This window comes from Achromobacter sp. LC458 (genome assembly GCF_001005835.2).
Classification (GTDB): domain Bacteria; phylum Pseudomonadota; class Gammaproteobacteria; order Burkholderiales; family Burkholderiaceae_B; genus Achromobacter; species Achromobacter spanius_B.
On record NZ_LBHW02000038.1, the window covers coordinates 19,882 to 42,609 of the forward strand.

A 22,728-nucleotide genomic window follows, 5' to 3' on the forward strand; every position below is an offset into this window, starting at 1 on the left:
CGCGCCGGGGGCCGGGAGTGACTGGGGGCGGGTTATGTCGGCGGCATGACAGACGTGGGCTACGTGCTTATGTTGCGGGCCGGGCCGGGCCACGCCAGGCCACGCCAGGCCGGGCCGCGCCAGGCCGGCGCGGGCGTCAGGCCCACCCCAGCGCGGCCAGCACCATGTCGACCAGCTTGACGCCGACGAATGGCACCAGCAGGCCGCCCAGGCCGTAGATCAGCAGGTTGCGGCGCAGCAGCACCGAGGCGCCCAGCGGCCGATAGCGCACGCCCTTGAGAGCCAGCGGAATCAGCACCACGATGATCAGCGCGTTGAAAATCACGGCCGACAAGATGGCCGAGGCTGGCGTGGCCAGCTGCATGATGTTCAGCACGTTCAACTGCGGATACACGGTGGCGAAGGCGGCCGGAATGATGGCGAAGTACTTGGCTACGTCGTTGGCCACGCTGAACGTGGTCAAGGCTCCGCGCGTCATCAGCATCTGTTTGCCGATTTCAACGATCTCGATCAGCTTGGTGGGGTTGGAATCCAGGTCCACCATGTTGCCCGCTTCCTTGGCGGCCTGGGTGCCCGAGTTCATCGCCACGGCCACGTCGGCTTGCGCCAGCGCGGGCGCGTCGTTGGTGCCGTCGCCCGTCATCGCCACCAGCCGGCCTTCGGCTTGATAGGCGCGGATCAGCTTCAGCTTGGCCTCGGGCGTGGCTTCGGCCAGGAAGTCGTCCACCCCGGCTTCGGCGGCGATGGACGCGGCGGTCAGCTTGTTGTCGCCGGTGATCATTACCGTCTTGATGCCCATGCGGCGCAGTTCGGCAAAGCGCGACTGGATGCCCGGCTTGACGATGTCTTTCAGCTCGACCACGCCCAGCGCGCGATTGCCGTCGCTGACCAGCAGCGGCGTGCTGCCGCGCCGGGCTACGTCTTCGGCTTGATGCAACACGGCGTCGGGCACGTTGGCGTCCAGCGCTTTGAGCCAGGACTGTACGGCGTCTATCGCGCCCTTGCGGATCATGCGTTCGCCCAGGTTCACGCCGCTCATGCGCGATTGCGCGGTGAACGGGACGAACTCCGCGTCTTCCACACGCGTGGCGGGGGCGTGCGTGGTCTTGTCGGCCAGCGCCACGATGCTGCGCCCTTCGGGCGTTTCATCGGCCAGCGAAGCCAGCCGTGCCGCGTCCGCCAATTCGCGGACCGACACGCCCGGGGCGGGCAGGAAGGTGGACGCCTGGCGGTTGCCGAAGGTGATGGTGCCCGTCTTGTCCAGCAGCAGTACATCGACATCGCCCGCCGCTTCAACCGCGCGGCCCGAGGTCGCGATGACGTTGGCGCTCATCATGCGGCTCATGCCCGCCACGCCGATGGCCGACAGCAGGCCGCCGATGGTGGTCGGTATCAGGCATACCAGCAGCGCCACCAGCACGGTCACGGTCACCGCCGCACCGCCGCCCGCCGCGCTGACGGCGTAGATGGAGAAGGGCATCAGCGTCACGACCACCAGCAGGAACACCACCGTCAGGCCGACCAGCAGGATGGTCAGCGCCAGTTCGTTGGGCGTCTTCTGGCGCTTGGCGCCTTCCACCATGGAGATCATGCGGTCCAGGAAGCTCTCGCCGGGGTCGGCCGCGATGCGCACGAAGATCCAGTCGGACAGCACGCGCGTGCCGCCGGTGACGGAAGAAAAATCGCCACCCGATTCACGGATGACGGGCGCCGACTCGCCGGTGATGGCGCTTTCGTCCACCGAGGCCACGCCCGCGATGACCTGCCCGTCGCCGGGAATGGTTTCACCCGCTTCGATCAGCACCACGTCGTCCCGGCGCAGCAGGCCCGAAGCCTGGCTGACGGCCTGGCCGCGCCATTGATCGGGATGTGCGTCGCGGGCGTCGGCATCGTGAAAGTTCTTGAGCAGGCGCGCGTTGATGGTGGTGCGCAAGCCGCGCAGCGTCGCCGCCTGCTGCTTGCCGCGGCCTTCAGCCAGGGCCTCGGCGAAGTTGGCGAACAACACTGTGAACCACAGCCATACGGCGATGGCCAGGATGAAGCCGGCGGGCGCTTCGGCCTGGCCGCGCAGGGCCATGACCCACAGCACGGTGGTCAGGATGCTGCCCACGTACACGACGAACATGACGGGGTTTTTCAATTGCGCGGCGGGCGACAACTTGCCCAGGCTGTCCAGCAGCGCGGGCGCGACCAGCGATCGGGACCACATGCCGAAAGGGCGCTCTTGGGGGGTGACGTCGGGTGCGCGGGCGGCGCCGCCGCCTGCGCTTGAGGTTTGCATTTCAATCTTGGCCATGTTGTTTCCTAGCCTGTTGCATTCAAGGTTGCAGGTGTTCAGCGACCGGCCCCAGGGCCAGCGCGGGCACATACGTCAGCGCGCCCACCAGCAGCACCGCGCCGATCAGCAGCACGACGAAAAGCGGGCCGGTGGTGGGCATGCTGCCGGGGCCGGCGGGCAGGCGCCGCTTGGCCGCCAGCGAGCCGGCCATGGCCAGCACCGCCACGATCACGGCAAAGCGGCCAAACCACATCGCGATGCCCAGCAGGACGTTGTAGAAAGGCGTGTTGGCCGATAGCCCGGCAAACGCGCTGCCGTTGTTATTGGCGGCCGATGACAGTGCGTACAGGATTTCCGAAAAACCGTGGATGCCCGGATTGAGCACGCCCGCCTGGCCCGCCGATACCGACACGGCCAGCGCGGTGCCGCCCAGCACCAGCAAGGGGGTGACAAGGATGATGATGGACACCATCTTCATGTCGTAGGCTTCGATCTTCTTGCCCAGGTATTCGGGCGTGCGTCCGATCATCAAGCCGGCGATGAACACCGCCAGCACGGCGAAGGCCAACATGCCGTACAGCCCGGAGCCCACACCGCCGTAGACCACTTCGCCCAACTGCATCTGCAACATCGGCGGCAGGCCGCCCATGGCGCTGAACGAATCGTGCATGCCGTTCACCGCGCCGCACGATGCCGCCGTGGTGATGATGGCAAAGAGCGACGTGGCCGCGATGCCGAAGCGCGATTCCTTGCCTTCCATGTTGCCGCCCGGCGCCAGGGCCGTCATGGCGCTGTCCGCGCCGGCTTGCGCCGCCATGGGGTTGGGCTGCTGTTCGAAGTAGGCGGTGGTCAGCGCAAACGCGGCAAACAGCACCGTCATCGCGGCCAGGATGGCGATGCCCTGCCGGCGGCTGCCCACCATTTCGCCAAAGGTGAAGCACAGCGCGGCGGGAATCATCAAGATGGCCAGCATCTGCATGAAGTTCGCCAGCGGCGTGGGGTTCTCGAACGGGTGCGCGGAATTGGCATTGAAGAAGCCGCCGCCGTTGGTGCCCAGCAGCTTGATGGCTTCCTGCGAGGCCACGGGGCCCATCGCCAACGTTTGTGTCGAGGTGACGGCCGGGTCGGTCACGGCCTGGCCGGACGCGTCCAGCACCGGCTGGCCGTCGGCGCCCACGCGCGGCTGTTCGTAGTGCAGGGCCTGCACCGTCTGCACGTCTTGATACGGGCTGAAGTTCTGGATGACGCCCTGGCTGACCAGCAACAGCGCCAGCACGAACGACAGCGGCAGCAGCACGTACATCGTGCAGCGAACCATGTCCGCCCAGAAGTTGCCCACCGTGGCCGAACAGTGGCGCGACAGGCCGCGTATCAACGCAAACAGCACGGCGATGCCGGTGGCGGCCGAGACAAAGTTCTGCACCGTCAGCGCCAGCATCTGCGTCAGGTAGCTCATGGTGGATTCACCGCCATAGCCTTGCCAGTTGGTGTTGCTGACAAAACTGATCGCGGTGTTCAGCGCGGAATCCGGGCTGACGGCGCCCATGTTGGCAGGGTTCAGCGGCAGCATGCCTTGCAAGCGCTGCAAGCCATAGACGACCGCGATGCCGACCATGTTGAACACCAGCACGGCCACGGCGTAGCGCTTCCAACCCATTTCGGCCTGCGGGTCAATGCCCGCAAGCCGGTAGATGCCGCGCTCCAGCGGGCGGCCCCAGGCGGTCAGCCTGGATTGCCCGTTTTCCATGGCGACGCGGATGTAGCGCCCGAGCAGCGGCGCGATCGCAAGCAGGATTGCCAGGTACAAGGCCAGCAATCCGACGAATTCGGCGGTCATCAGAATTTCTCCGGTTTGAACAGCGCCACCAACAGGTAGACGAACAGCACGGCCGCGGTCAGGCCGCTAAGCCAGTAAAGCCAGTTCATGACGGCTCTCCCCCGGACAGGGCTGCGCAAAATTGCAGCAGGGCTAGCGTCGCGCCGGCCATGACGGCGAAGGCGGCGATATAGATGGCATCCACGTTTTTCCTCCCGGGAGCAGCGCTCCCTTCGAACGACGGGCCTGCGCGGCAAAGGCGGATGCGCGCCGGGGCAGGCCAGGTGACCAATCAGGACACCGGCAGGTTACGGAGCGGGGGGTAAAAACGGGATATAGGTTGGGCGGGCGGGTGTAAACAAGAAATAAAAATGGCGCGGCGTCCGGGGCGGACCAGGGGGCTGATGGGCCGGACCGGCGCGCCCGATTCCGGGCATGGCGCGGTGGCGGCCGTCATATTGCGGGACGCGCCAGATTCCTGAATTCGGCTCAATTCCGGCTTTTTTGACAAAAAATCCCAATATTTAGAACTTTCCGGTCAAATGGCACCGTTGTGGTGCGAGGAATATGTAAATGAATGCTCCGTCTTAGGGCATTCCCCTAGTGTGGCATTCCCGCACTTGGTGCAGAATCTCTTCCCATGCAGGTGAGGAGACAAAGCCCTGCATGGGCAAATACCGGCGGCACCGGTACATAAAAAAAGTAAAGCAGTACTCAAAAAAAGCAAAACGCACAACGGCTGGCACCAAAGAGTGCCAGCCGTTGTCGCATAAAAAGCCTGGATTTCATCCGCAAGGGCTTTTCAGACGCAGCGTTTCGCGCTATCCAGATAGGGTCTGAAAACATCCTAGCTATGCCGAAATCCCGCGCATCTCTTTCCCCGCCTATCACCACCCCCTATTGGCGCCGCAATCTGCGGCTGATTCTGTTGCTGCTTGTGGTCTGGGCGGCACTGACGTTCGTGCCCGCATTCTTCGCGCGCAGCCTGAGCTTTGATTTCATCGGATGGCCCTTCGCGTTCTGGATGGCGGCCTATGGCGCGCCGTTGGCATATCTGATCATCGTGGGCGTCTACGCGCGGGTCATGAACCGCGCCGACGAAGCCGCCGAGGCGGCGCTCGATGCGGGCGGTGGAGGGGGCGCTGAAGTGGGGACCCCTGCGGGCGGCAACGGCAACGGCAACGGCAACGGCAACACCCCCGGCAACGGCGATCGCGCCGGCGGGGGCCGCTGATGCCGTTCAGCGGAGATACCCCACAGGAATTCAAGATCCGGCTACGCCGTATCTACGTGCTGTACACGGCCGGCTTTGCCCTGATGATCCTGCTGATGGCGCTGGCCGAGGTCCTGGGGATGCCGCGCAACTGGATCGGCTACGTTTTCCTGCTGGTCACGGTCAGCCTGTATGCCGGTATCGGCATCGTCTGCCGCACGTCGGATCAGGTCGAATACTACGTGGCGGGCCGACGCGTGCCCGCTATCTATAACGGCATGGCCACGGCGGCCGACTGGATGTCGGTGGCATCGTTCATCGGCGTGGCGGGCACCCTGTACCTGACCGGCTACGGCGGGCTGGCCTACATCATGGGCTGGACGGGCGGCTACGTGCTGGTCGCCATGTTGCTGGCGCCTTACCTACGGCGCTTTGGCCAATACACCATTCCCGACTTCATGGGCGCGCGCTACGGCGGCAACATGCCCCGGCTCGCGGGCGTGGCCTGCGCCATTCTCTGTTCGTTCACCTACCTGGTCGCGCAGATCTACGGCGTGGGCATCATCACCACGCGCATGACGGGTATTTCGTTCGAGCTGGGCATCTTCGTGGCGCTGGGCGGCATGCTGGTGTGTTCGTTCCTGGGCGGCATGCGCGCCGTAACGTGGACGCAGGTGGGGCAGTACATCATCCTGGTCATCGCCTACCTGGTGCCGGTGGTGTGGCTGTCGGTCAAGCATACGAACATGCCGGTGCCGCAATTGTCGGCCGGCGTGGTCTTGCAGCAGGTGACCGAAAAAGAAATCTATCTGCAAAACGATCCTTCCGAAATCGAGGTGCGGCGGCTGTGGCAGCAGCATGCCGATGAAATGGCGTCGCGCGTACAGGCACTGCCTGATTCGTGGGCGTTGGAAAAGGACAAGCTGCGTAGTCGCCTGGCGCAGTTGAACGCGTCGGACGCGCCGATGGTCGAGATTCGTTCGGCCGAGCGCGAGCTGGCCGCCTACCCCGCCAGCGTGGAAGACGCGCGGGTGGCGTGGTCGCAGGCGCGCGCCACGTTCGAGGCGCGGGCCGCCCCGGCCACCCCTCACGCGGAACCCTTTCCCGCCAAAGACCCCGAAGAACAGCGCAACATGCGCGTCAACTTCCTGGCGCTGGTCTTGTGCCTGATGCTGGGCACGGCGGGCATGCCGCACATCCTGATGCGTTCATACACCACGCCCTCGGTGATCGAGGCGCGCAAATCGGTGTTCTGGTCACTGCTGTTCATCCTGCTGCTGTACTTCATGGCGCCCGCGCTGGCGCTGCTGGTCAAGTACGAGGTCTATACGCAGGTGGTGGGGTCGAACTTTCTCAGCCTGCCCAATTGGGTGCATGCCTGGAGCGCGGTCGACAGCAACCTGCTTGACGTGACCGACATCAATCGCGATGGCGTCGTGCAGCTAAGCGAGATCAGCATGGGGGCAGACGTGGTGGTGCTGGCGATGCCCGAGATCGGCGGCTTGCCTTATGTGATTTCGGGCCTGGTGGCGGCCGGCGGGCTTGCCGCCGCCTTGTCCACGGCCGACGGCCTGCTGCTGACGCTGTCCAATTCCTTGTCGCACGACATGTGGTACCGGATGGTGTCGCCGCGCATGTCGGCGGCGCGCCGGGTAATGGTGTCCAAGATACTGTTGCTGGTGGTGGCGTTTGGCGCGGCCTGGGTCGCCGCGCGCAAGCCTGCCGACATTCTGTTCATGGTGTCGGCGGCGTTCTCGTTCGCGGCCTCGTCGTTCTATCCTGCCCTGGTCATGGGCGTGTTCTGGCGCCGCGCCAACAAATGGGGCGCTACCTTGGGCATGGCGGCCGGGCTGCTGGTTACCTTTGCCTACATGACGCATACGCATCCGTGGTTGCGCGAATGGGTGCTGGGCATTTCACGCACGCAGCCGGTGGACCTGTGGTGGGGCATCCAGCCGATTGCCGCTGGCGTGTTCGGCGCGCCGGTGGCCTTCCTGACGATCATCGTGGTGTCGCTGCTGACCCCGCCGCCGGACCGTGCCACCTTGGCGTTGGTGGATTATGTGCGGCATCCGGGCGCGCGCCATCCCGGCGATTCGCTGCCGCCCACCAACAATTCCTAGGGGGCACCGCAGGCATTCGCCTGCCGGTTGTCGGCGTTGGTGCACGCTTCCCACACGCCTGGGGGCAGCGTCTGCAATAGCGTGTAGACCTGGCCCGGCGCCCACAGCCAGTGCACGCCGCCGGGGTTTTTCCCTGCCGCTTCCCAGACTTGGCGGCGCTGCGCCACGCTAAGGGTGAATTGGCCGTCCGGGCCGCTATTGCCCTGCGCCAGGATGGACGACGGATCGCGCCTGGCGCCGTAGACGTCGCCGTCATCGCCCTTGGGCTGCACGATGGCCCAGTCGTAGTGATACGACTCCATGGCCGGCGCCGCCCAGTTTGCGCCGGGCAACACCAAGACGGCAAATTCGGACGGGCGTTCCTGATAGGGCAGCCCCAGCATCAACTTTTCGTTGTGCCAGTCCAGCCGTTGGCGACGATAGCGCTGGGCGGGGTGGCCTTGCTGATCGAACTGGGTGACTTCCTGGGCATCGCCCTGGTTCTCCACATACGAAATCGTGCGCAGCAGCCGACCGGCGGCATCGTGTACATAGCGCATCAGCGGCCGAGACGGGTCGCTGCAAGCGCTGGCGCCATGTTCCGCCAGCCATCCGTTGCTGTCATAGCGCAGACAGAAATAGGCCGAGGGGTTGGGCTTGCCCTGCGCATTCCGAGAACGCATTTCGTAGCCCGCAAGCCGGCCGGCGCTGTCGTATTGAAAGCGGGTTTCGTAGTCGGGCTTGGGCAGCCCGGGCCGCCCGGCGGCTTGCGCTGCCTGGAGGGTGCCGGGGTCGAATTGGGCGATGCCGCACAGGTGGCGGACGCCGTCGGGGCCGCGCTCGAACCGCAGCACGGTGGGGCCGAGCGTGGCGTTGGCGATGGGGTCGGCCTTGGACCCCGCGTTGATGGGGGCGGGAGACGCGGCCCCAGACGCGGGGGAGGCGTTCGCCATCGGGTCGGTCACATACACCGACCAGTCCACCTGCTCGGCCCAGATGACGGGCGTGGCGCGTGTGCCCGTTTGCACCGCAACGGGCGGTTCCCAGGTCTTGATGCGCGAGCCGTCCAACGCCAGCAAAGTGGCGGTTTCGTCCAGCCGTACCTGGGCCACCACCGTCTCGCGCTGGGCCGATGCGGCCATGGGCTGGCACAGCGCGTGCGCCCACGTGGACGCGCACGACAGCCCGGTCAGCAGCAGCAGGCGCAAGGTGCGATCAATAGGCGGCATTGTGCAGGTAGACGATCAGGCCCCAGAGTTCGCTGCTGATGCCGCCCAGGCGCAACGCTTGGTCGCGCGTGTCCATCAGCAGGAAAGGGTAGGCGTCGCGTTCCAGCTTGCCGGGCGGGGGTAGCCGGTAGGGCTTGAAATGCTCGGGTGACAGCAGGTAGGTATTGGCCATGTCGCCGACGTCCACGTGCAGGTACCAGACGGTCAAATCGCCGACATCGACGGCGGGCGTGGTCTCGGGGTAGACGCCGCCCTGGCCGGCCGGGATGGCGCTGGCCAGCACGCCCGTGAACACCGCGCGCGACCCGGCTTGCGGATAGTACAAGCCGTCGTCGCCGCGTCGCGTGAAGGTTTGGCGCAGGAAGCTGGCGGCGCGCGAACCGGGCACGACGGAGCGCGCAAAACGTTCATCCAGCTGCGCCTCGGTCAGCGGGCCGCGCGTGGCGGCAAGCGCATCAAGATCGTGGGTGAATGCCTGGAACCAGGCGCGGTAGCGGACGAGTTCGGCGGCGCGGTTGAAGTCCTGCGCCATGGCGTTGGCGCTCCAGAGCCCGCCCACGCAGGCCAGGCTGACAAAGCACAGCCACGCAAACCATTGGCGCCAGAGCGGCATTCCGGCCACGCGCCAGCAGGCCGCGCCGGACAATTCCGCGTCACATACAGCGGCTGCACCCTCCGCGGCAGGCGCGGTCAATGGGATACCGACTTCGAAAATACGTTCATCACCACCACGCCGGCGATGATCAGGCCGATGCCAACCAGCGCGGGCGTGTCCAGGTGCTGCTTGAACAGCACCGCGCCCACGATGGAGATCAGCACGATGCCCACGCCGGACCAGATGGCATAGGCAATGCCCACCGGGATCTCGCGCAGCGTCAGAGACAGGAAGTAGAACGAAATCAGGTAGCCGCACACGGTGATCAGCGACGGCACCAGACGGGTGAATCCTTCGGAACCCTTTAGCGCGCTGGTGGCGAAGATCTCGGCGATGATCGCCACGCCCAGGTACAGCCATTTCATTTGCGCGACCCTTCGGATTGCCGCAGCAGCACCAGCAGCGCACCGGCGCCGCCTTCGCGTTCGGGAGCCTCGGAAAAAGCCAGCACTTCGTTCTTTTGCACCAGCCAGGTCCGCGCCTTGTCTTTCAGCACGGGCTCCAGCCCTTCGGATCCGTAGCCTTTGCCGTGCACGATGCGCACGCAGCGGATGCCATGGTCCTGGCATTCGTCCAGAAACGACAGCAGCGCGTGGCGCGCCTGTTCGACGCGCAGGCCGTGCAGATCCAGTTCAGCGCCCGCGCGCCATTGGCCGCGCCGCAGGTTGCGCGCGGTGTCCGGCGCCGCGTCACCACGCACAAAGGCGGTGCCGCCTTCGGACAACAGGTGCGTAATTTCGCCACCATCGGATACGCCCACATCGGCGCGCGACGGCGTTTCGCCCAGCGCGTTGGCCCGCCGCAACGCCGGGGCAGGTTCCGCCACGGGTTTGTGTTCAACCCGGGCGTCCTGCTTGATCGGCGTGACGGACTTCATCGTGCGCTGAAACGCCGCCATGTCATCCATGGGGGCGGTTTCAGGCTTCTTGATGGCGGCAACCCGCTTGGCAAGCGCTTCGCGTTCGCGCTCGGTTTGCAGGTCTTTCTTCAGGCGTTTCAGGTCGGCCAGGCCGACCTTACTGCCCCGCATTCTCCAACCACCGTTGGGCGTCCAGCGCGGCCATGCAGCCCGTGCCGGCGCTGGTGATGGCTTGGCGATAGACGTGGTCTTGCACGTCGCCGGCGGCGAACACGCCGGGCACGGACGTCATCGTGGCCATGCCGGACAAGCCGCTCTTGGTGACGATGTAGCCGTCCTTCATTTCCAGCTGGCCCTGGAAGATTTCCGTGTTGGGCTGGTGGCCGATGGCGATGAAGGCGCCGGTTGCCGGCATGTCTTCCGTGACGCCGGTGTCCACGTGGCGTACGCGCACGCCAGTTACACCGCTGTTGTCGCCCAGCACTTCTTCCAGCGTATGGAACAGCTTCAGTTCCATGTTGCCGTTCTCGACCTTGGACATCAGCTTGTCCACCAGGATGGGCTCGGCGCGGAACTTGTCGCGGCGATGGATCAGGGTGACCTTGCGGCAGATGTTGGACAGGTACAGGGCTTCTTCCACGGCGGTGTTGCCGCCGCCGACCACGACCACGTCCTGGTTGCGGTAGAAGAAACCGTCGCAGGTGGCGCAGCCCGACACGCCGCGGCCCATGAAGGCCTCTTCAGAGGGCAGGCCCAGGTATTTGGCCGATGCGCCAGTGGCGATGATGAGGGCGTCGCAGGTGTAGATCTTGCCTGTGTCGCCGGTCAGCGTGAACGGGCGCTTGGACAGGTCGACCTTGGCGATGTGGTCAAACAGCATTTCGGTGTTGAAGCGTTCGGCGTGCTTCTGGAAGCGCTGCATCAGGTCCGGACCTTGGACGCCATCCGCGTCGGCGGGCCAGTTATCGACGTCCGTGGTGGTCATCAACTGGCCGCCTTGGGCCAGGCCGGTCACCAGGACGGGGCTCAGGTTGGCGCGTGCCGCATAGACGGCCGCCGTGTAACCGGCGGGGCCGGAACCGAGTATCAAAACTTTAGCGTGCGTGGGCGTGGACATGGGCGGGTATCTTTAGGTTAACGCCCAATTATAATGAGCCGCATGCCGCGTATCTCGACTGCTTCCCCGCGCGCCTCGCGCAACACCCGCAACGGGCCTTCGCCGCTACAAACGCGTATCTCCGCGTTGCTGCGTGAAGCCCGCTGGATCCTATTTGCCGCCCTGGCGGCCTGGCTGACTCTGGTGCTGGCCACCTGGAGCGCGTCCGACCCTGGCTGGTCGCACTCGGTGCCAGGCGACGTGGTGCGCAACCACGGCGGCCGCCTGGGCGCCTACCTGGCCGACATCCTGCTCTACCTGTTCGGTTTTTCCGCCTGGTGGTGGGTAATTCTGCTGCTGCACCGGGTTCGCGCCGGCTACCGGCGCCTGGCCAGCCAGCTTAAGGTAACTAACAGTAAGCAACCGGAAGTGCTGCCGCGCGTCCATTGGGAAGAGGGCATCGGCTTCTTCCTGCTGCTGGTGGGGTCGCTGGGCATGGAAGCCCTGCGCCTGTCCAGCCGGGGCACGCACCTGCCCGGCGCGTCCGAAACGGCCAGCGGCGCCGGCGGCGTCATCGGCCACACGCTGGCCGACTTGATCAGCCGCAGCATCGGTTTTACGGGCAGCACGCTGGCCTTTTTGGTCATGCTGGCCATCGGCCTGAGCCTGTTTTTCTCTTTTTCGTGGTTGGCGGTGGCCGAACGCGTGGGCTCCTGGCTGGAAGGCCTGGTGCGCCGCGTCCGTAATTCCTACGCCGCTCGCGAAGACCGCAAGGTCGGCCAGGTGGCCAAGGCCGTGCGTACCGAGCAAGTCGTGGCCAAGCAGGAAAAACTGGTGCACGAACAGCCGGTGCGGATCGAACCCGCCATTACCGTGGTGCCCAAGTCCGAGCGGGTCGAAAAGGAAAAGCAGCAGTCGCTGTTCTTCGCGCCCGCCGGCGGCGCCGAAGGCGACCTGCCCGCGATCAGCCTGCTGGACCCCCCGCTGACCAACCAGGAAACGGTGTCGGCCGAAACCATCGAATTCACCTCGCGTCTGATCGAAAAGAAGCTGGCCGACTTCGGCGTGTCGGTCACCGTGGTGGCGGCGCAGGCCGGCCCGGTCATTACGCGCTACGAAATCGAGCCCGCCACCGGCGTCAAGGGCAGCCAGATCGTCAACCTGGCCAAAGACCTGGCGCGCGCCTTGAGCCTGGTCAGTATCCGGGTGGTGGAAACCATACCCGGCAAAAACCTGATGGGCCTGGAATTGCCCAACCCGCGCCGCCAGATGGTCCGCCTATCGGAAATCCTGGGGTCGCAGACCTATCACGCCAGCCATTCCGTCGTGACGATGGCGCTGGGCAAGGACATTGCCGGCAACCCGGTCGTGGCCGACCTGGCCAAGATGCCCCACCTGCTGGTGGCGGGTACCACGGGGTCGGGCAAGTCGGTGGGGATCAACGCCATGATCCTGTCCTTGCTGTACAAGGCCGACGCTTCGCACACGCGCCTGATCCTGATTGACCCGAAGATGCTTGAAATGAGCGTCTACGAAGGTATTCCGCATCTGCTGGCGCCGGTTGTCACCGACATGCGCCAGGCCGCCAACGCGCTGAACTGGTGCGTGGGCGAAATGGAAAAGCGCTATCGCCTGATGAGCAAGATGGGCGTGCGCAACCTGGCGGGCTACAACACCAAGATCCGCGACGCCATCAAGCGCGAGGAACCTATCCCGAACCCGTTCTCGCTGACGCCCGACCAGCCCGAGCCGCTAGCGCCGCTGCCCACCATCGTGGTGGTCATCGACGAATTGGCTGACCTGATGATGGTGGTGGGCAAGAAGATCGAAGAACTGATCGCCCGCCTGGCGCAAAAGGCGCGCGCTGCCGGTATCCACCTGATCCTGGCCACGCAGCGCCCCAGCGTGGACGTCATCACCGGCCTGATCAAGGCCAACATCCCGACGCGCATCGCGTTCCAGGTGTCGTCCAAGATCGATTCCCGCACGATTCTTGACCAGATGGGCGCCGAAACCCTGCTGGGCCAGGGCGACATGCTTTACATGCCGCCGGGCACCGGCTTGCCCGTGCGCGTGCACGGCGCGTTCTGCAGCGACGATGAAGTGCACCGCGTGGTGGAAAGCCTGAAGGCACAAGGCGAGCCCAACTACATCGAAGGCCTGCTGGAAGGCGGCGTCGAGGGCGATAACGGCGAAGGCGCCAGCAGCGTCACCGGCATCGGTGGCGACGCGGAATCCGACCCGATGTACGACCAGGCCTGCGAAGTGGTGCTCAAGCATCGCCGCGCGTCGATTTCGCTGGTGCAGCGCCACCTGCGTATCGGTTACAACCGCGCGGCCCGGTTACTGGAGCAGATGGAGCAATCGGGTATGGTGTCGGCGATGCAGTCCAATGGCAATCGCGAGATCCTGGTCCCCGCCGCTGCCGCCGCCCGAGAGGAAGCCTGATGAAGACGTTTCACCGCCTGGCCGTTGTCGCCGCCCTGAGCCTGGCGCCCGCGCTGACGTTCGCCGCCAGCGCGCAAGAGCAGTTGAAGTCGTTCGTGGCCACGGTCACCTCGGCCACCGGTTCGTTCTCGCAATACACCGTGAACAACCAGGGCCGCACGCAGCCTGCCCAGACCGGCGTGTTTTCATTCCAGCGCCCGGGCAAGTTCAAGTGGGCGGTGCAAAAGCCCTATGAGCAGCTGGTGGTGTCCGACGGGCGCGTGCTGTTCCAGTTTGACCCCGACCTGGCGCAGGTTACCGAACGCAAGGTGGACGCCGCCATCGGCACGTCGCCGGCCGCGATCCTGTTCGGATCGGGTTCGCTGGAACAGTCGTTTGATGTGTCGGCCTTGCCGTCCAAGGACGGCGTGGACTGGCTGCGCGCCAAGCCGCGCACGGCGGATGCGGGCTTTTCGCGCGTGGACATCGGCATGAAAGACAACCTGCCCGTGCGGGTCGAGCTGCTGGATTCGTTTGGCCAGACGACGCGCGTGGACCTGTCGTCCATTGCCGCCAACCCCAGCCTGCCCGCCAAGGAATTCCAGTTCACCGCGCCCAAGGGCGTGGACATCGTCAAGATGTAAGGCCGCGCCGCGCGCCGGCAGGCGCGTGGCCGGCGATTCACCGCATCAAGGGCGCTTGTACGCCACGCAATCGATTTCCACCTTGGCGTCCACCATCAGGCTGGACTGCACGCAGGCGCGGGCGGGCGGATTTTCGCCGAAGTATTCCTTGAACACCTTGTTGAACGACGGGAAATCGCGCGCGTCGTCCAGCCATACACCGCAGCGCACGACGTGTTCGGGGCCGTAGCCCGCTTCCTTCAAGATGGCCAGCAATTGCTGGATGGCCTTGTGGCATTGCGCCACCGTGCCGCCCTCAATCACTTCCCCGTTTTCCATCGGCACCTGGCCGGATACGTGCAGCCAGCCGTCGGCGGCGACCGCGCGCGCGAACGGCATGTGCGAACCGCCCTGGCCGGTGCCGCCACCGGCGCCGTAGCGGGTGATGCCGTTTTGATCGGGGGTGGGAGTGTTGCTCATGGAGGTGCTCCTTAATTCGTAGTGGGCAAGGATGATTCGGGCAAGGAAATTCAGGCCAAGGCCGAATAGGGCGAGGCCGCCGCGAAGCTGGCGCGCAAATCGCCATTGCGGGGCAGCCAGCGGCCCGCGCGTTCGCCGGTGGCCTGGCCGTGCCGGTAGGACAGCGCGCCGTTGACCCACACGGCCTCGATGCCAGCGGCCGTTTGCACCGGCTCGGCGAAGGTGGCGCGGTCGATGACGGTATCGGGATTGAACAGCACCAGGTCGGCGTGATAGCCCTCGCGCACCAGGCCGCGATCGGCCAGGCCGAAGCGGGCGGCGGAAAGACCGGTCATCTTGTGCACGGCCTGGATCAGCGGCAGCAAGCCCACGTCGCGGCTGTAGTGACCCAGAACGCGCGGAAACGCGCCCCACAGGCGCGGGTGCGGCATCGGGTCATTGGGCAAGCCGTCGGACCCCACCATCGTCAATGGATGCGACAGCACGCGGCGCACGTCGTCCTCGTGCATGTTGTGATACACGGCGCCGGCCGGTTGCAGGCGGCGCGCGGCGTCCAGCAAGGACACGCCCCAGTCCGCCGCCACGTCGGCCAGCTTGCGCCGCGCCTGCTCGGGATGCGGCACCGACCACGTGATGTCGATATCGAATTCGTCGGTCACCTGCTTCAAATCCAGCGTGGACGAGCTGGCCGAATACGGATAGCAATCGCAGCCCACATGCTGCATGCGGCCTGCGTTTTCCAACGCGAACAGCACTTCCTTCGTGCGGCCCCAATTGCCCGCGCCCGCGCATTTCAGGTGCGACACCACCACCGGCACGCGCGCGTGCCCGGCAATGTCGAAAGCTTCCTGCATGGCATCCAGAATGGCGGCGAACTCGGAACGCAGGTGCGTGGTGTACAGCGCGCCGAATTCATCCAGGGCTTCTGCCAGCAGTTTGACTTCAGCGGTGTCGGCTTCAATGGCGGACGCATAGGCCAGGCCGGTGCTCAGGCCGATGGCGCCGTGCGCCAGCGCATCGCGCAGCTGTTCGCGCATGGCCAGCACTTCGTCGCGCGTGGCGACGCGGTCCAGGCGGTCCATGTGGTTGCTGCGCAGGGCGGTATGGCCGACCAGCGCGGCCACGTTCACGGCGGGACGCGCCGCTTCGATGGCGCGCGTGTAGTCGCTGAACGAGGGGTAGTTGAAGTCTTCACGGCCACCCAGCAGGTTCATCGGATCCGGCGGGTCGGCGCGCAGCGACACGGGCGAGGCGCTGATGCCGCAGTTGCCCACCACCACGGTGGTCACGCCCTGCGACAGCTTGGGCAACATGCCCGGAGTGCGGATCACGTTGGTGTCGTCGTGCGTGTGCACGTCGATGAACCCGGGCGCCAGCGCCAGGTCGGTGCCATCGATGATCTGGCGTGCCTGCGCGCCCGGCAAGGCGCCGATGGCTGCGATGCGGCCGTCGGCCAGCGCAACGCTGGCGCGGTACTCGGGGCCGCCGGTGCCGTCCAGGATACGGACGTTGCCGATAAGGGTGTCGTACATCTTGGGTTCCAGGTTCAATCGCCCAGCGGCAAGCGGTTGGGGCCACCACGGTGTTCGTCCAGCGCCAGCTTGATGCGGCGCAGGCGTTCGCGGTTTTCCTCTTGGTTCAGCATGGCCAGTTCGGTGGACAGCAAGTCGATGGCCAGCATCATCGCGTAGCGCGATGCCGAGGGTTTGTAGATGAAGTCGGTTTCGTCCGTGCGGATGGGCAGCACCACATCGGCCAGCTTGGCCAGTTCGGACGTGGCGTCGGTGATGGCGACGATGCGGGCGCGATACTGCTTCACGATGCGGGCCGCGCCAAGGATTTCCGGCGTCAGGCCCGACGCCGACAACACCAGCACGGCGTCGTGCTCGGTAAGCGTGGCGGCCACCATGCGCAGCAGCACGGCATCGCTGTACACCGCGATGGGGTAGCCCAGCCGCACCAGCCGCGACTGCACTTCCTGTGCCAGCACGGCCGAGGCGCCGCCCATGCCGAACACGTAGATCATCCGCGCGCCGTCCACAATGGATGCCGCCTGTTCGAATAGCGGTTCGGTGAACGTGGGCAGATGCGCGCGCAAGGTGCTTTCGATGTCGGCGTAGATGCGTGCGTAAAAGGTGCTTTCCTCGGCCGGCGCGCTGGGGTCCAGAAAGCGGCTGCCCACCGTGCTGGCCTGCGCCAATTTCATTTTCAGGTCGCGCGTGTCGTCGCAGCCCACGGTGCGCGCAAAGCGCGAAATCGTGGCGATGCTGACCCCGGCCTTGGTGGCCAGCTGGTCGACGGTGGCGCTGGCGCCCCAGATGATGTCGTCAAGAATGGCGTCGGCCACCTTGCGTTCGGTCACGCTCAATGCGTCCCGCCGACTGCGTATCTGGAAGACGATGTCGCGGATGATGTCCATGTGGGGTTTCCTGGGTCTGATCGGGTCGTGCAATGCGCTAGGCCGCCAGCTCGGGGGCGTCCAGGCGCGAACAGGCCACGAAGTGGCCCGCGCCCACCTGGACGGCTTGCGCCTCGATGGTGGCGCAGGCGTCGATCGCGTGGGGGCAGCGCGTGCGGAACACGCAGCCGGACGGCGGATTGACCGGGCTGGGGATATCGCCCTTGAGCAGAATACGCGATAGCGGGGCGCGCGGATCCGGCACGGGCGCGGCCGACAGCAGTGCGCGAGTATAGGGGTGGCGCGGCCGTGCATAGACCTCGCTGGTCGGCCCGCGTTCCATCACGCGGCCCAGATACATGACGACGACTTCATCGCACAGGTAATCCACCACGGCCAGGTCGTGCGCCACGAACAGCATGGTCAGGCCCAGGTCGCGTTGCAGGTCTTGCAGCAGGTTAAGCACCTGCGCCTGCACGGATACGTCCAGCGCCGACACCGGCTCGTCCGCCACGATGAAATCGGGTTCAACGGCCAGCGCGCGTGCGATGCCGATGCGCTGGCGCTGTCCGCCCGAGAATTCATGCGGGTAGCGGCGGCTGTGGTCCGCGTTCAGGCCCACGCGTTCCAGCAGTTCGCCGATGCGCGCTGCGCGGCGATGTTGCGCCAGCTTGTGCGTGTCCAGCGCTTCACCCAGGATCTCGGCCACCGTCATGCGGGGGTTGAGGCTGGCGTACGGATCCTGGAACACAATCTGCATGCGGCGGCGCCACGGCAGCATCTGCTTTTCGTTCAGATGCGTGATGTCGGTGCCGTCAAACAGCAGGCGGCCGGCGGTGGGCTTGAACAGGCGCAGCAACGCGCGGCCCGTCGTGGTCTTGCCCGAGCCTGATTCGCCGACCAGGCCGACGATGGTGTTGCGCGGCACATCGAAGCTGACGCCATCCACGGCACGCACGACCGGCGCGTTACGGGCTTGCGACGTGGGAAAGTGGACCTTCAGGTCTTCAATGCGGACCAGCGGGTCTTGGGCCCGCACGGTGGCTTGGGGGCTAGTCATATCGGATTCACCTTGATGCAGCGCGCGCGGTGTTCCGCTTGCACCGCAACCAGTTCGGGCACGGCGGCGCGGAAATCGTCCGCCGCCAGTTCGCAGCGCGGGGCGAAGGTGCAGCCGGCGGGCAGCGACAGCACGCTGGGTACGTTGCCGGGAATGGCGCGCAGCCGTTCGCCCGAGGCCAATAGCGCGGCCGTGGGCAGGCAGGACAAGAGGCCGCGGGTGTACGGGTGCGTGGGTTTCTCGAACAGGTCGTAGACACCCGCGTCTTCCACCACGCGGCCGGCGTACATGACGGCGACGCGGTGCGCGATTTCCGCCACCACGCCCAGGTTGTGCGTGATGAACAGGATGCTCATGTTCATTTCTTTTTGCAGGCGGCGCAGCAGGTCCAGAATCTGCGCCTGCACCGTCACGTCCAACGCGGTGGTGGGCTCGTCGGCGATCAGTACCGCCGGGTTGCAGGCCAGCGCCAGGGCGATCATCACGCGTTGCCGCATGCCGCCCGACATCTGGTGCGGATATTCGTTGACGCGCCGGTCGGCGGCCGGGATCTCCACGCGTTCCAGCATTTCGCGGGCGCGGCGGATGGCCGACGCGTACGAGCCGCCTTCGTGCTGCAACACGGCTTCGGCGATCTGGTCGCCCACCGTGTACAGCGGGTTCAGGCTGGTCATGGGTTCCTGGAAGATCATTGCGATTTCGGCGCCGCGTATCTTCTGCAGGGTGGCGGACGAAGCGCGCGCCAGGTCATGCTGCACGCCCTGGCGGTCGCGAAACAGGATCTTGCCCGCTTCGATGCGGCCCGCCGGTTTGGGCAACAGCCCCATGATGGACAGGCTGGTCACGGATTTTCCGGAACCGGATTCGCCCACGATGGCCAGCGTTTCACCGCGCGCCAGATCAAAGGTGACGCCGTCCACGGACTTGGCGATGCCGTCGCGGCTGTGGAACCAGGTCTTGAGCCCTTCCACGGACAGCACGACGTCTCGGTTGCTTGACGTCATGATTACAGCTCCTTGCGCAGGCGCGGGTCGAGTACGTCGCGCAGCCCGTCGCCCACCAATTGCAGCGACAGCACGGACAGCACGATGGCGATGCCGGGGAAAATCATGATCCAGTCCGCCGACCCCATGTATTGCTGGCCGGCGTTGATCATGGTGCCCCAGGTGGGGATGTCGGGCGAAACGCCCACGCCCAGGAACGACAGGCCGGCTTCGGCCAGAATCGCGTAGGCGAAGATGAACGTGCCTTGCACCAGGATGGGCGACACCAGGTTGCGCAGCACGTGCACGGTGACGATGCGCCACGTGGGCACGCCCAGCGCGCGGGCGGCTTCCACGAACGGCAATTCACGGATCACCAGCGTGGAGGCGCGCACGATGCGGGCCAGGCGGGGCGTGTAGACGATGCCCAGCGCAATCACTACGTTGATCAGCGAGGGGCCCAGCGCGGCCACCAGCGAAATGGCCAGCAGGATGTCGGGAAACGCCATCATGGCGTCGATCAGCCGCGAGACAAACTTGTCGGCCGAGCGGAAGAAGCCGGCGATCAGCCCCAGCGCGATGCCCAGCACGCTGGACACGATCACGACCGAAAAGCCCACCATCAGCGACAGGCGGCCGCCGTAGATGACGCGGCTGAAGACGTCGCGGCCAAAGTCGTCGGTGCCGAACCAGTGCGCGGCGCCCGGCGCCTTCAGCCGGTTCATGATGGACAGCTTAAAGGGATCGTAGGGGCTGACCCACGGCGCCAGCAGCGCGGCGGCCACCAGCACGATGATGACGATCAGACTCAAGAGCACGGTCTTGCGCGACACCAGCAGGCGCAGCACCTGCCAGCGGTCGGCGCCGCCGGCGGATTGGGGGGAAGTTGCAATAGCCATATCAGTAGCGCACCCGGGGGTCGACCAGCAGGTAGAGCAGATCGATGATCAGGTTGATCAGGACGTAGATGGCCGCGATGATCAGCAGCGCGCCCTGGATGACGGGATAGTCGCGGCGCAGCACCGCCGACACCACCAGACTGCCCACGCCGGGCAGGCCGAACACGGTCTCGGTCACGACCGCGCCGCTGATCAAGAGCGCGGTGGTCAGGCCCAGCACGGTCAGGATGGGAATCAGCGCGTTGCGCACGGCGTGCTTCAGGATGACCTTGCTTTCCGGCAGGCCCTTGGCACGCGCGGTGCGCACGTAATCGTCTCGCAGTACGTCCAGCATGCTGGCGCGGATAAAACGGGTGATCAACGCCGAATTGACCAGGCCCAGCACCACGGCGGGCAGGATCAGGTGCGACAGGCGAGTGGCCAGCGAGGCGTCCGGGCCGCCATAGCCCGACACCGGCAGCCAGCCCAGCTTCACCGAGAAAATCTGCATCAACAGCAGGCCCAGCCAGAAGCTGGGCACGCTGGAGGTAAACATCGAGAACGACAGCACCGACTGGTCCAGCGTGGTGCCGCGCTTGACCGCCGACAGGATGCCGACCGGCAGCGCGATGGCGCTGGCAATCAGCAGCGACATCAACGTCAGCAAAATAGTGGGCTCGGCACGGTCAGCCAGCGCCGACAGCACGGGCTTGTTCATGAAGATGGACTGGCCCAGGTCGCCTTGCACCAGCTTGCCCAGCCACGATACGTATTGCAGCGCCATGGGCTGGTCCAGCCCCAGTTGCGCGCGCAGCGCGGCGATGTCCTGCTGGCTGGCCTGTGGCCCAAGCATCACAGCCGCCGGATCGCCGGGTGTGACGCGAATGATGACGAACACGATGGTCGCGACGATAAACATCACGGCCACCAGCCCGACCAGCCGGTTCAAAAGATAACGCAACACGATAGAGTCCTAGAAAAGCGGCAATCAGTGCACGCGGAGCGAAAGACGGCTTGGGGCGCGGCAGGCGGCGGGATCATTCACCGCCTGGCCGCGCGTTTCCCTACTTACTTGGCGCTTTTCCAGGCGTTCCAGAAGTACGGCCACGGAGCGGGCTGCGTGCCTTGCAACGACGGCGAGCGCGCGGCCTGGGCGTTGAAGTCGCCCACCTTCACGAAGGGGATTTCGTCATACACGGCCTGCTGCACGTCGGCCCAGCGCTTGATGCGTTCTTCCTGCGTGCGCGCCTGGTTGAAGGCGTCCATCACCTGCGCGCGGCGCGGCGTGTCCCACCAGCCGGGGGCGTCCTTGGACGGGAAATCGATCAGCGCGGGTTCGGGCAGGAACACGCTGTGGGTAATGAAGATGTCCCACACGGCGGGGTCCTGGCGGCGCTGCGTCAGCGTGGCCCAGTCCACCACCTGCATGTCCACCGTGAAGCCGGCGGCCTTCAGGTATTCCGCGGCCACCAGCGCCATCTTGTAATGGAATTCGTACTGCTGGCTGGTCAGGATGCGGATCTTCTTGTCGGCCACGTTGGCGCCGTCAAGCAGCTTCTTGGCGGCGGCGGCATCGCCCTTGTTGTAGACCTTGCCGCCCAGCGACGTGGCCCACGGGTAGCCTTCCGGATACAGGTCGCCGTTCAGCTTGTAGAAGTCCTTGTTGCCGAAGGCGGCGAACAGCATGTCTTCTTCATTCAGCGCCAGCTGCACGGCCTGGCGCACCGCCAGGTTGGACATGATGCCTTGCTTGGTGTTGAGCACCAGGCGCGGCCAGCCGAAAGGCTTGAGCATCACCGGGTCGGAACGGCCACCCTTGAGCTTGGCCAGCGCTTCCACCGGCAGCGAGTCGACGTAGTCGAACTGGCCGGCGGCGGCGGCTTCGGAACGCGTGTTGGCGTTGCTGACCGGCACAAAGCGGATTTCGTCCAGGTACTGCTTGCGCGCGCCGCCGTAGCCGTCGGGCTCGCCGTCGCGTTGCTTGTAGCCGTCAAAGCGCACCAACTGGATGTACTGGTCGGGCACGCGGGCCTTCAACTGGTACGGACCCGTGCCGACGATTTCGGTCAGCACCGGCGCAATCTTGCCCTTGGGCATGATGACGGCGGCGGCGTTGTTCATGGCCAGCAGCGCGGTCAGCGGCGCGTAGGGCTGCTTGAGCGTGATGCGGATGGTGTGGGCGTCGGGCGCCTCGATGCTGCTGATGACCTTGGCCGCGCCCTTGCCGCGTGTGGCGGTTTCGGTCCAGCGCTTCAAGGACGCCAGCACGTCGGAGGAGTCCATCTTCGAGCCGTCATGGAACGTGATGCCCTGGCGCAGCGCAATCGTGTAGACCAGGCCGTCGGGCGTGACGTCGGGCATCTTCTCCGCCAACAGCGGGGTCAGGTTCCACTTGGCGTCGAAGGTGTAGAGCGTTTCGAAGAAATGCTGCGTCAGGATGCCGACCAGATCCGCCGTGCTGGTCATCGGGTCCAGCGTGGGCGGTTCACCGATGGTGGCGACGGAAATCGTGCCCCCCTTGACCGGCGTGGCACTCAGGGCGGGGGAGGTCATTGCGGTCAAGCCAATTGCGCCGGCCGCGAGCAGGCTGGTCAGCCCACTGCCTCGCCGGGAGGGTCGGAAGTTCATGAT

General features: G+C 65.6%; 19 protein-coding genes and 1 pseudogene. 4 read left to right on the forward strand and 16 right to left on the reverse strand.

Annotated elements, in window-relative coordinates:
* Positions 1–136: 136 nt before the first annotated feature.
* From kdpB to kdpF, 3 genes are read right to left on the reverse strand one after another with little or no spacing between them, the layout of a single operon-like run.
* Entirely contained in the window at positions 137–2,296 is a 2,160-nt protein-coding gene (gene kdpB / locus YH64_RS24080) for a potassium-transporting ATPase subunit KdpB (RefSeq protein ID WP_046803394.1), read from the reverse strand.
* A 22-nt stretch (positions 2,297–2,318) separates the two neighbouring features.
* A complete protein-coding gene (gene kdpA / locus YH64_RS24085; protein ID WP_143215515.1) occupies positions 2,319–4,115 on the reverse strand; it encodes a potassium-transporting ATPase subunit KdpA in 1,797 nt (598 codons plus the stop codon).
* The gene (gene kdpF, locus YH64_RS24090) at positions 4,115–4,204 is read right to left on the reverse strand and encodes a K(+)-transporting ATPase subunit F (protein ID WP_046803392.1); all 90 of its coding nucleotides are present in this window, start codon (positions 4,202–4,204) and stop codon (positions 4,115–4,117) included. Before kdpF ends, kdpA begins: the two co-directional genes overlap by 1 nt.
* Positions 4,205–4,947: 743 nt before the next feature.
* Between kdpF and YH64_RS24095 the strand changes: the two are divergent.
* Both YH64_RS24095 and YH64_RS24100 read left to right on the forward strand, forming a co-directional pair.
* A pseudogene (locus YH64_RS24095) lies at positions 4,948–5,217 on the forward strand (DUF4212 domain-containing protein); the annotation flags it as partial.
* A gap of 110 nt (positions 5,218–5,327) precedes the next feature.
* A complete protein-coding gene (locus YH64_RS24100) occupies positions 5,328–7,430 on the forward strand; it encodes a sodium:solute symporter family protein (protein WP_143215516.1) in 2,103 nt (700 codons plus the stop codon).
* On the opposite strand, the gene YH64_RS24105 is transcribed toward YH64_RS24100, so the two are convergent.
* The 5 genes from YH64_RS24105 to trxB form a co-directional block, all read right to left on the reverse strand.
* A complete protein-coding gene (locus YH64_RS24105) occupies positions 7,427–8,638 on the reverse strand; it encodes a hypothetical protein (protein WP_046803390.1) in 1,212 nt (403 codons plus the stop codon). The two genes, YH64_RS24100 and YH64_RS24105, sit on opposite strands and share 4 nt — an antisense overlap.
* The gene (locus YH64_RS24110; protein ID WP_046803389.1) at positions 8,625–9,251 is read right to left on the reverse strand and encodes a hypothetical protein; all 627 of its coding nucleotides are present in this window, start codon (positions 9,249–9,251) and stop codon (positions 8,625–8,627) included. Before YH64_RS24110 ends, YH64_RS24105 begins: the two co-directional genes overlap by 14 nt.
* 77 nt (positions 9,252–9,328) lie before the next feature.
* Entirely contained in the window at positions 9,329–9,658 is a 330-nt protein-coding gene (locus tag YH64_RS24115) for a multidrug efflux SMR transporter (RefSeq protein ID WP_046803388.1), read from the reverse strand.
* On the reverse strand, positions 9,655–10,323 hold the full coding sequence (locus tag YH64_RS24120; protein ID WP_046803387.1) for a Smr/MutS family protein: 669 nt from the start codon (positions 10,321–10,323) through the stop codon (positions 9,655–9,657). Before YH64_RS24120 ends, YH64_RS24115 begins: the two co-directional genes overlap by 4 nt.
* Positions 10,310–11,269 carry a thioredoxin-disulfide reductase gene (trxB, locus tag YH64_RS24125; protein WP_046803386.1) on the reverse strand — a complete coding sequence of 320 codons (960 nt, stop codon included), beginning with the start codon at positions 11,267–11,269 and terminating at the stop codon, positions 10,310–10,312. The genes YH64_RS24120 and trxB overlap by 14 nt, the downstream gene beginning before the upstream one ends.
* A 42-nt stretch (positions 11,270–11,311) precedes the next feature.
* Here trxB and YH64_RS24130 point away from each other — a divergent pair, with 42 nt between their 5' ends.
* Both YH64_RS24130 and lolA read left to right on the forward strand, forming a co-directional pair.
* Entirely contained in the window at positions 11,312–13,696 is a 2,385-nt protein-coding gene (locus YH64_RS24130) for a DNA translocase FtsK (RefSeq protein WP_120154118.1), read from the forward strand.
* Entirely contained in the window at positions 13,696–14,319 is a 624-nt protein-coding gene (lolA, locus tag YH64_RS24135) for an outer membrane lipoprotein chaperone LolA (protein WP_046803384.1), read from the forward strand. Before YH64_RS24130 ends, lolA begins: the two co-directional genes overlap by 1 nt.
* A gap of 45 nt (positions 14,320–14,364) precedes the next feature.
* On the opposite strand, the gene YH64_RS24140 is transcribed toward lolA, so the two are convergent.
* The 8 genes from YH64_RS24140 to YH64_RS24175 form a co-directional block, all read right to left on the reverse strand.
* Complete coding sequence (locus YH64_RS24140; RefSeq protein ID WP_046803383.1) at positions 14,365–14,778, reverse strand: RidA family protein; 414 nt, start codon at positions 14,776–14,778, stop codon at positions 14,365–14,367.
* A gap of 50 nt (positions 14,779–14,828) precedes the next feature.
* Positions 14,829–16,310 (reverse strand): amidohydrolase family protein, encoded by a 1,482-nt coding sequence (locus YH64_RS24145; RefSeq protein WP_046803382.1) that lies wholly within the window; start codon positions 16,308–16,310, stop codon positions 14,829–14,831.
* Between the two features lie 14 nt (positions 16,311–16,324).
* Positions 16,325–17,197, reverse strand: a complete 873-nt coding sequence (locus YH64_RS24150) for a MurR/RpiR family transcriptional regulator (protein WP_046803381.1) — start codon at positions 17,195–17,197, stop codon at positions 16,325–16,327.
* Between the two features lie 37 nt (positions 17,198–17,234).
* A complete protein-coding gene (locus YH64_RS24155; protein ID WP_046803380.1) occupies positions 17,235–18,236 on the reverse strand; it encodes an ABC transporter ATP-binding protein in 1,002 nt (333 codons plus the stop codon).
* Positions 18,233–19,240 (reverse strand): ABC transporter ATP-binding protein, encoded by a 1,008-nt coding sequence (locus YH64_RS24160; RefSeq protein WP_046803379.1) that lies wholly within the window; start codon positions 19,238–19,240, stop codon positions 18,233–18,235. Before YH64_RS24160 ends, YH64_RS24155 begins: the two co-directional genes overlap by 4 nt.
* 2 nt (positions 19,241–19,242) lie before the next feature.
* A complete protein-coding gene (locus YH64_RS24165; protein ID WP_046803378.1) occupies positions 19,243–20,118 on the reverse strand; it encodes an ABC transporter permease in 876 nt (291 codons plus the stop codon).
* 1 nt (position 20,119) lies between these two features.
* Positions 20,120–21,061: an ABC transporter permease gene (locus YH64_RS24170; RefSeq protein ID WP_046803377.1), complete on the reverse strand. Its 942-nt coding sequence runs from the start codon at positions 21,059–21,061 to the stop codon at positions 20,120–20,122.
* Between the two features lie 104 nt (positions 21,062–21,165).
* On the reverse strand, positions 21,166–22,725 hold the full coding sequence (locus tag YH64_RS24175; protein ID WP_046803376.1) for an ABC transporter substrate-binding protein: 1,560 nt from the start codon (positions 22,723–22,725) through the stop codon (positions 21,166–21,168).
* Positions 22,726–22,728 lie beyond the last annotated feature (3 nt).

Bases quoted from the DNA above. Each gene is read 5' to 3' on its own strand.
- YH64_RS24100 (WP_143215516.1), top strand. From the start codon at position 5,328: ATGCCGTTCAGCGGAGATACCCCACAGGAATTCAAGATCCGGCTACGC.
- YH64_RS24165 (WP_046803378.1), bottom strand. From the start codon at position 20,118: ATGGCTATTGCAACTTCCCCCCAATCCGCCGGCGGCGCCGACCGCTGG.
- lolA (WP_046803384.1), top strand. From the start codon at position 13,696: ATGAAGACGTTTCACCGCCTGGCCGTTGTCGCCGCCCTGAGCCTGGCG.
- kdpF (WP_046803392.1), bottom strand. From the start codon at position 4,204: ATGAACTGGCTTTACTGGCTTAGCGGCCTGACCGCGGCCGTGCTGTTC.
- YH64_RS24120 (WP_046803387.1), bottom strand. From the start codon at position 10,323: ATGCGGGGCAGTAAGGTCGGCCTGGCCGACCTGAAACGCCTGAAGAAA.
- YH64_RS24150 (WP_046803381.1), bottom strand. From the start codon at position 17,197: ATGGACATCATCCGCGACATCGTCTTCCAGATACGCAGTCGGCGGGAC.
- kdpA (WP_143215515.1), bottom strand. From the start codon at position 4,115: ATGACCGCCGAATTCGTCGGATTGCTGGCCTTGTACCTGGCAATCCTG.
- YH64_RS24175 (WP_046803376.1), bottom strand. From the start codon at position 22,725: ATGAACTTCCGACCCTCCCGGCGAGGCAGTGGGCTGACCAGCCTGCTC.
- kdpB (WP_046803394.1), bottom strand. From the start codon at position 2,296: ATGGCCAAGATTGAAATGCAAACCTCAAGCGCAGGCGGCGGCGCCGCC.
- YH64_RS24140 (WP_046803383.1), bottom strand. From the start codon at position 14,778: ATGAGCAACACTCCCACCCCCGATCAAAACGGCATCACCCGCTACGGC.
- YH64_RS24105 (WP_046803390.1), bottom strand. From the start codon at position 8,638: ATGCCGCCTATTGATCGCACCTTGCGCCTGCTGCTGCTGACCGGGCTG.
- YH64_RS24160 (WP_046803379.1), bottom strand. From the start codon at position 19,240: ATGACGTCAAGCAACCGAGACGTCGTGCTGTCCGTGGAAGGGCTCAAG.
- YH64_RS24110 (WP_046803389.1), bottom strand. From the start codon at position 9,251: ATGCCGCTCTGGCGCCAATGGTTTGCGTGGCTGTGCTTTGTCAGCCTG.
- YH64_RS24115 (WP_046803388.1), bottom strand. From the start codon at position 9,658: ATGAAATGGCTGTACCTGGGCGTGGCGATCATCGCCGAGATCTTCGCC.
- trxB (WP_046803386.1), bottom strand. From the start codon at position 11,269: ATGTCCACGCCCACGCACGCTAAAGTTTTGATACTCGGTTCCGGCCCC.
- YH64_RS24130 (WP_120154118.1), top strand. From the start codon at position 11,312: ATGCCGCGTATCTCGACTGCTTCCCCGCGCGCCTCGCGCAACACCCGC.
- YH64_RS24155 (WP_046803380.1), bottom strand. From the start codon at position 18,236: ATGACTAGCCCCCAAGCCACCGTGCGGGCCCAAGACCCGCTGGTCCGC.
- YH64_RS24145 (WP_046803382.1), bottom strand. From the start codon at position 16,310: ATGTACGACACCCTTATCGGCAACGTCCGTATCCTGGACGGCACCGGC.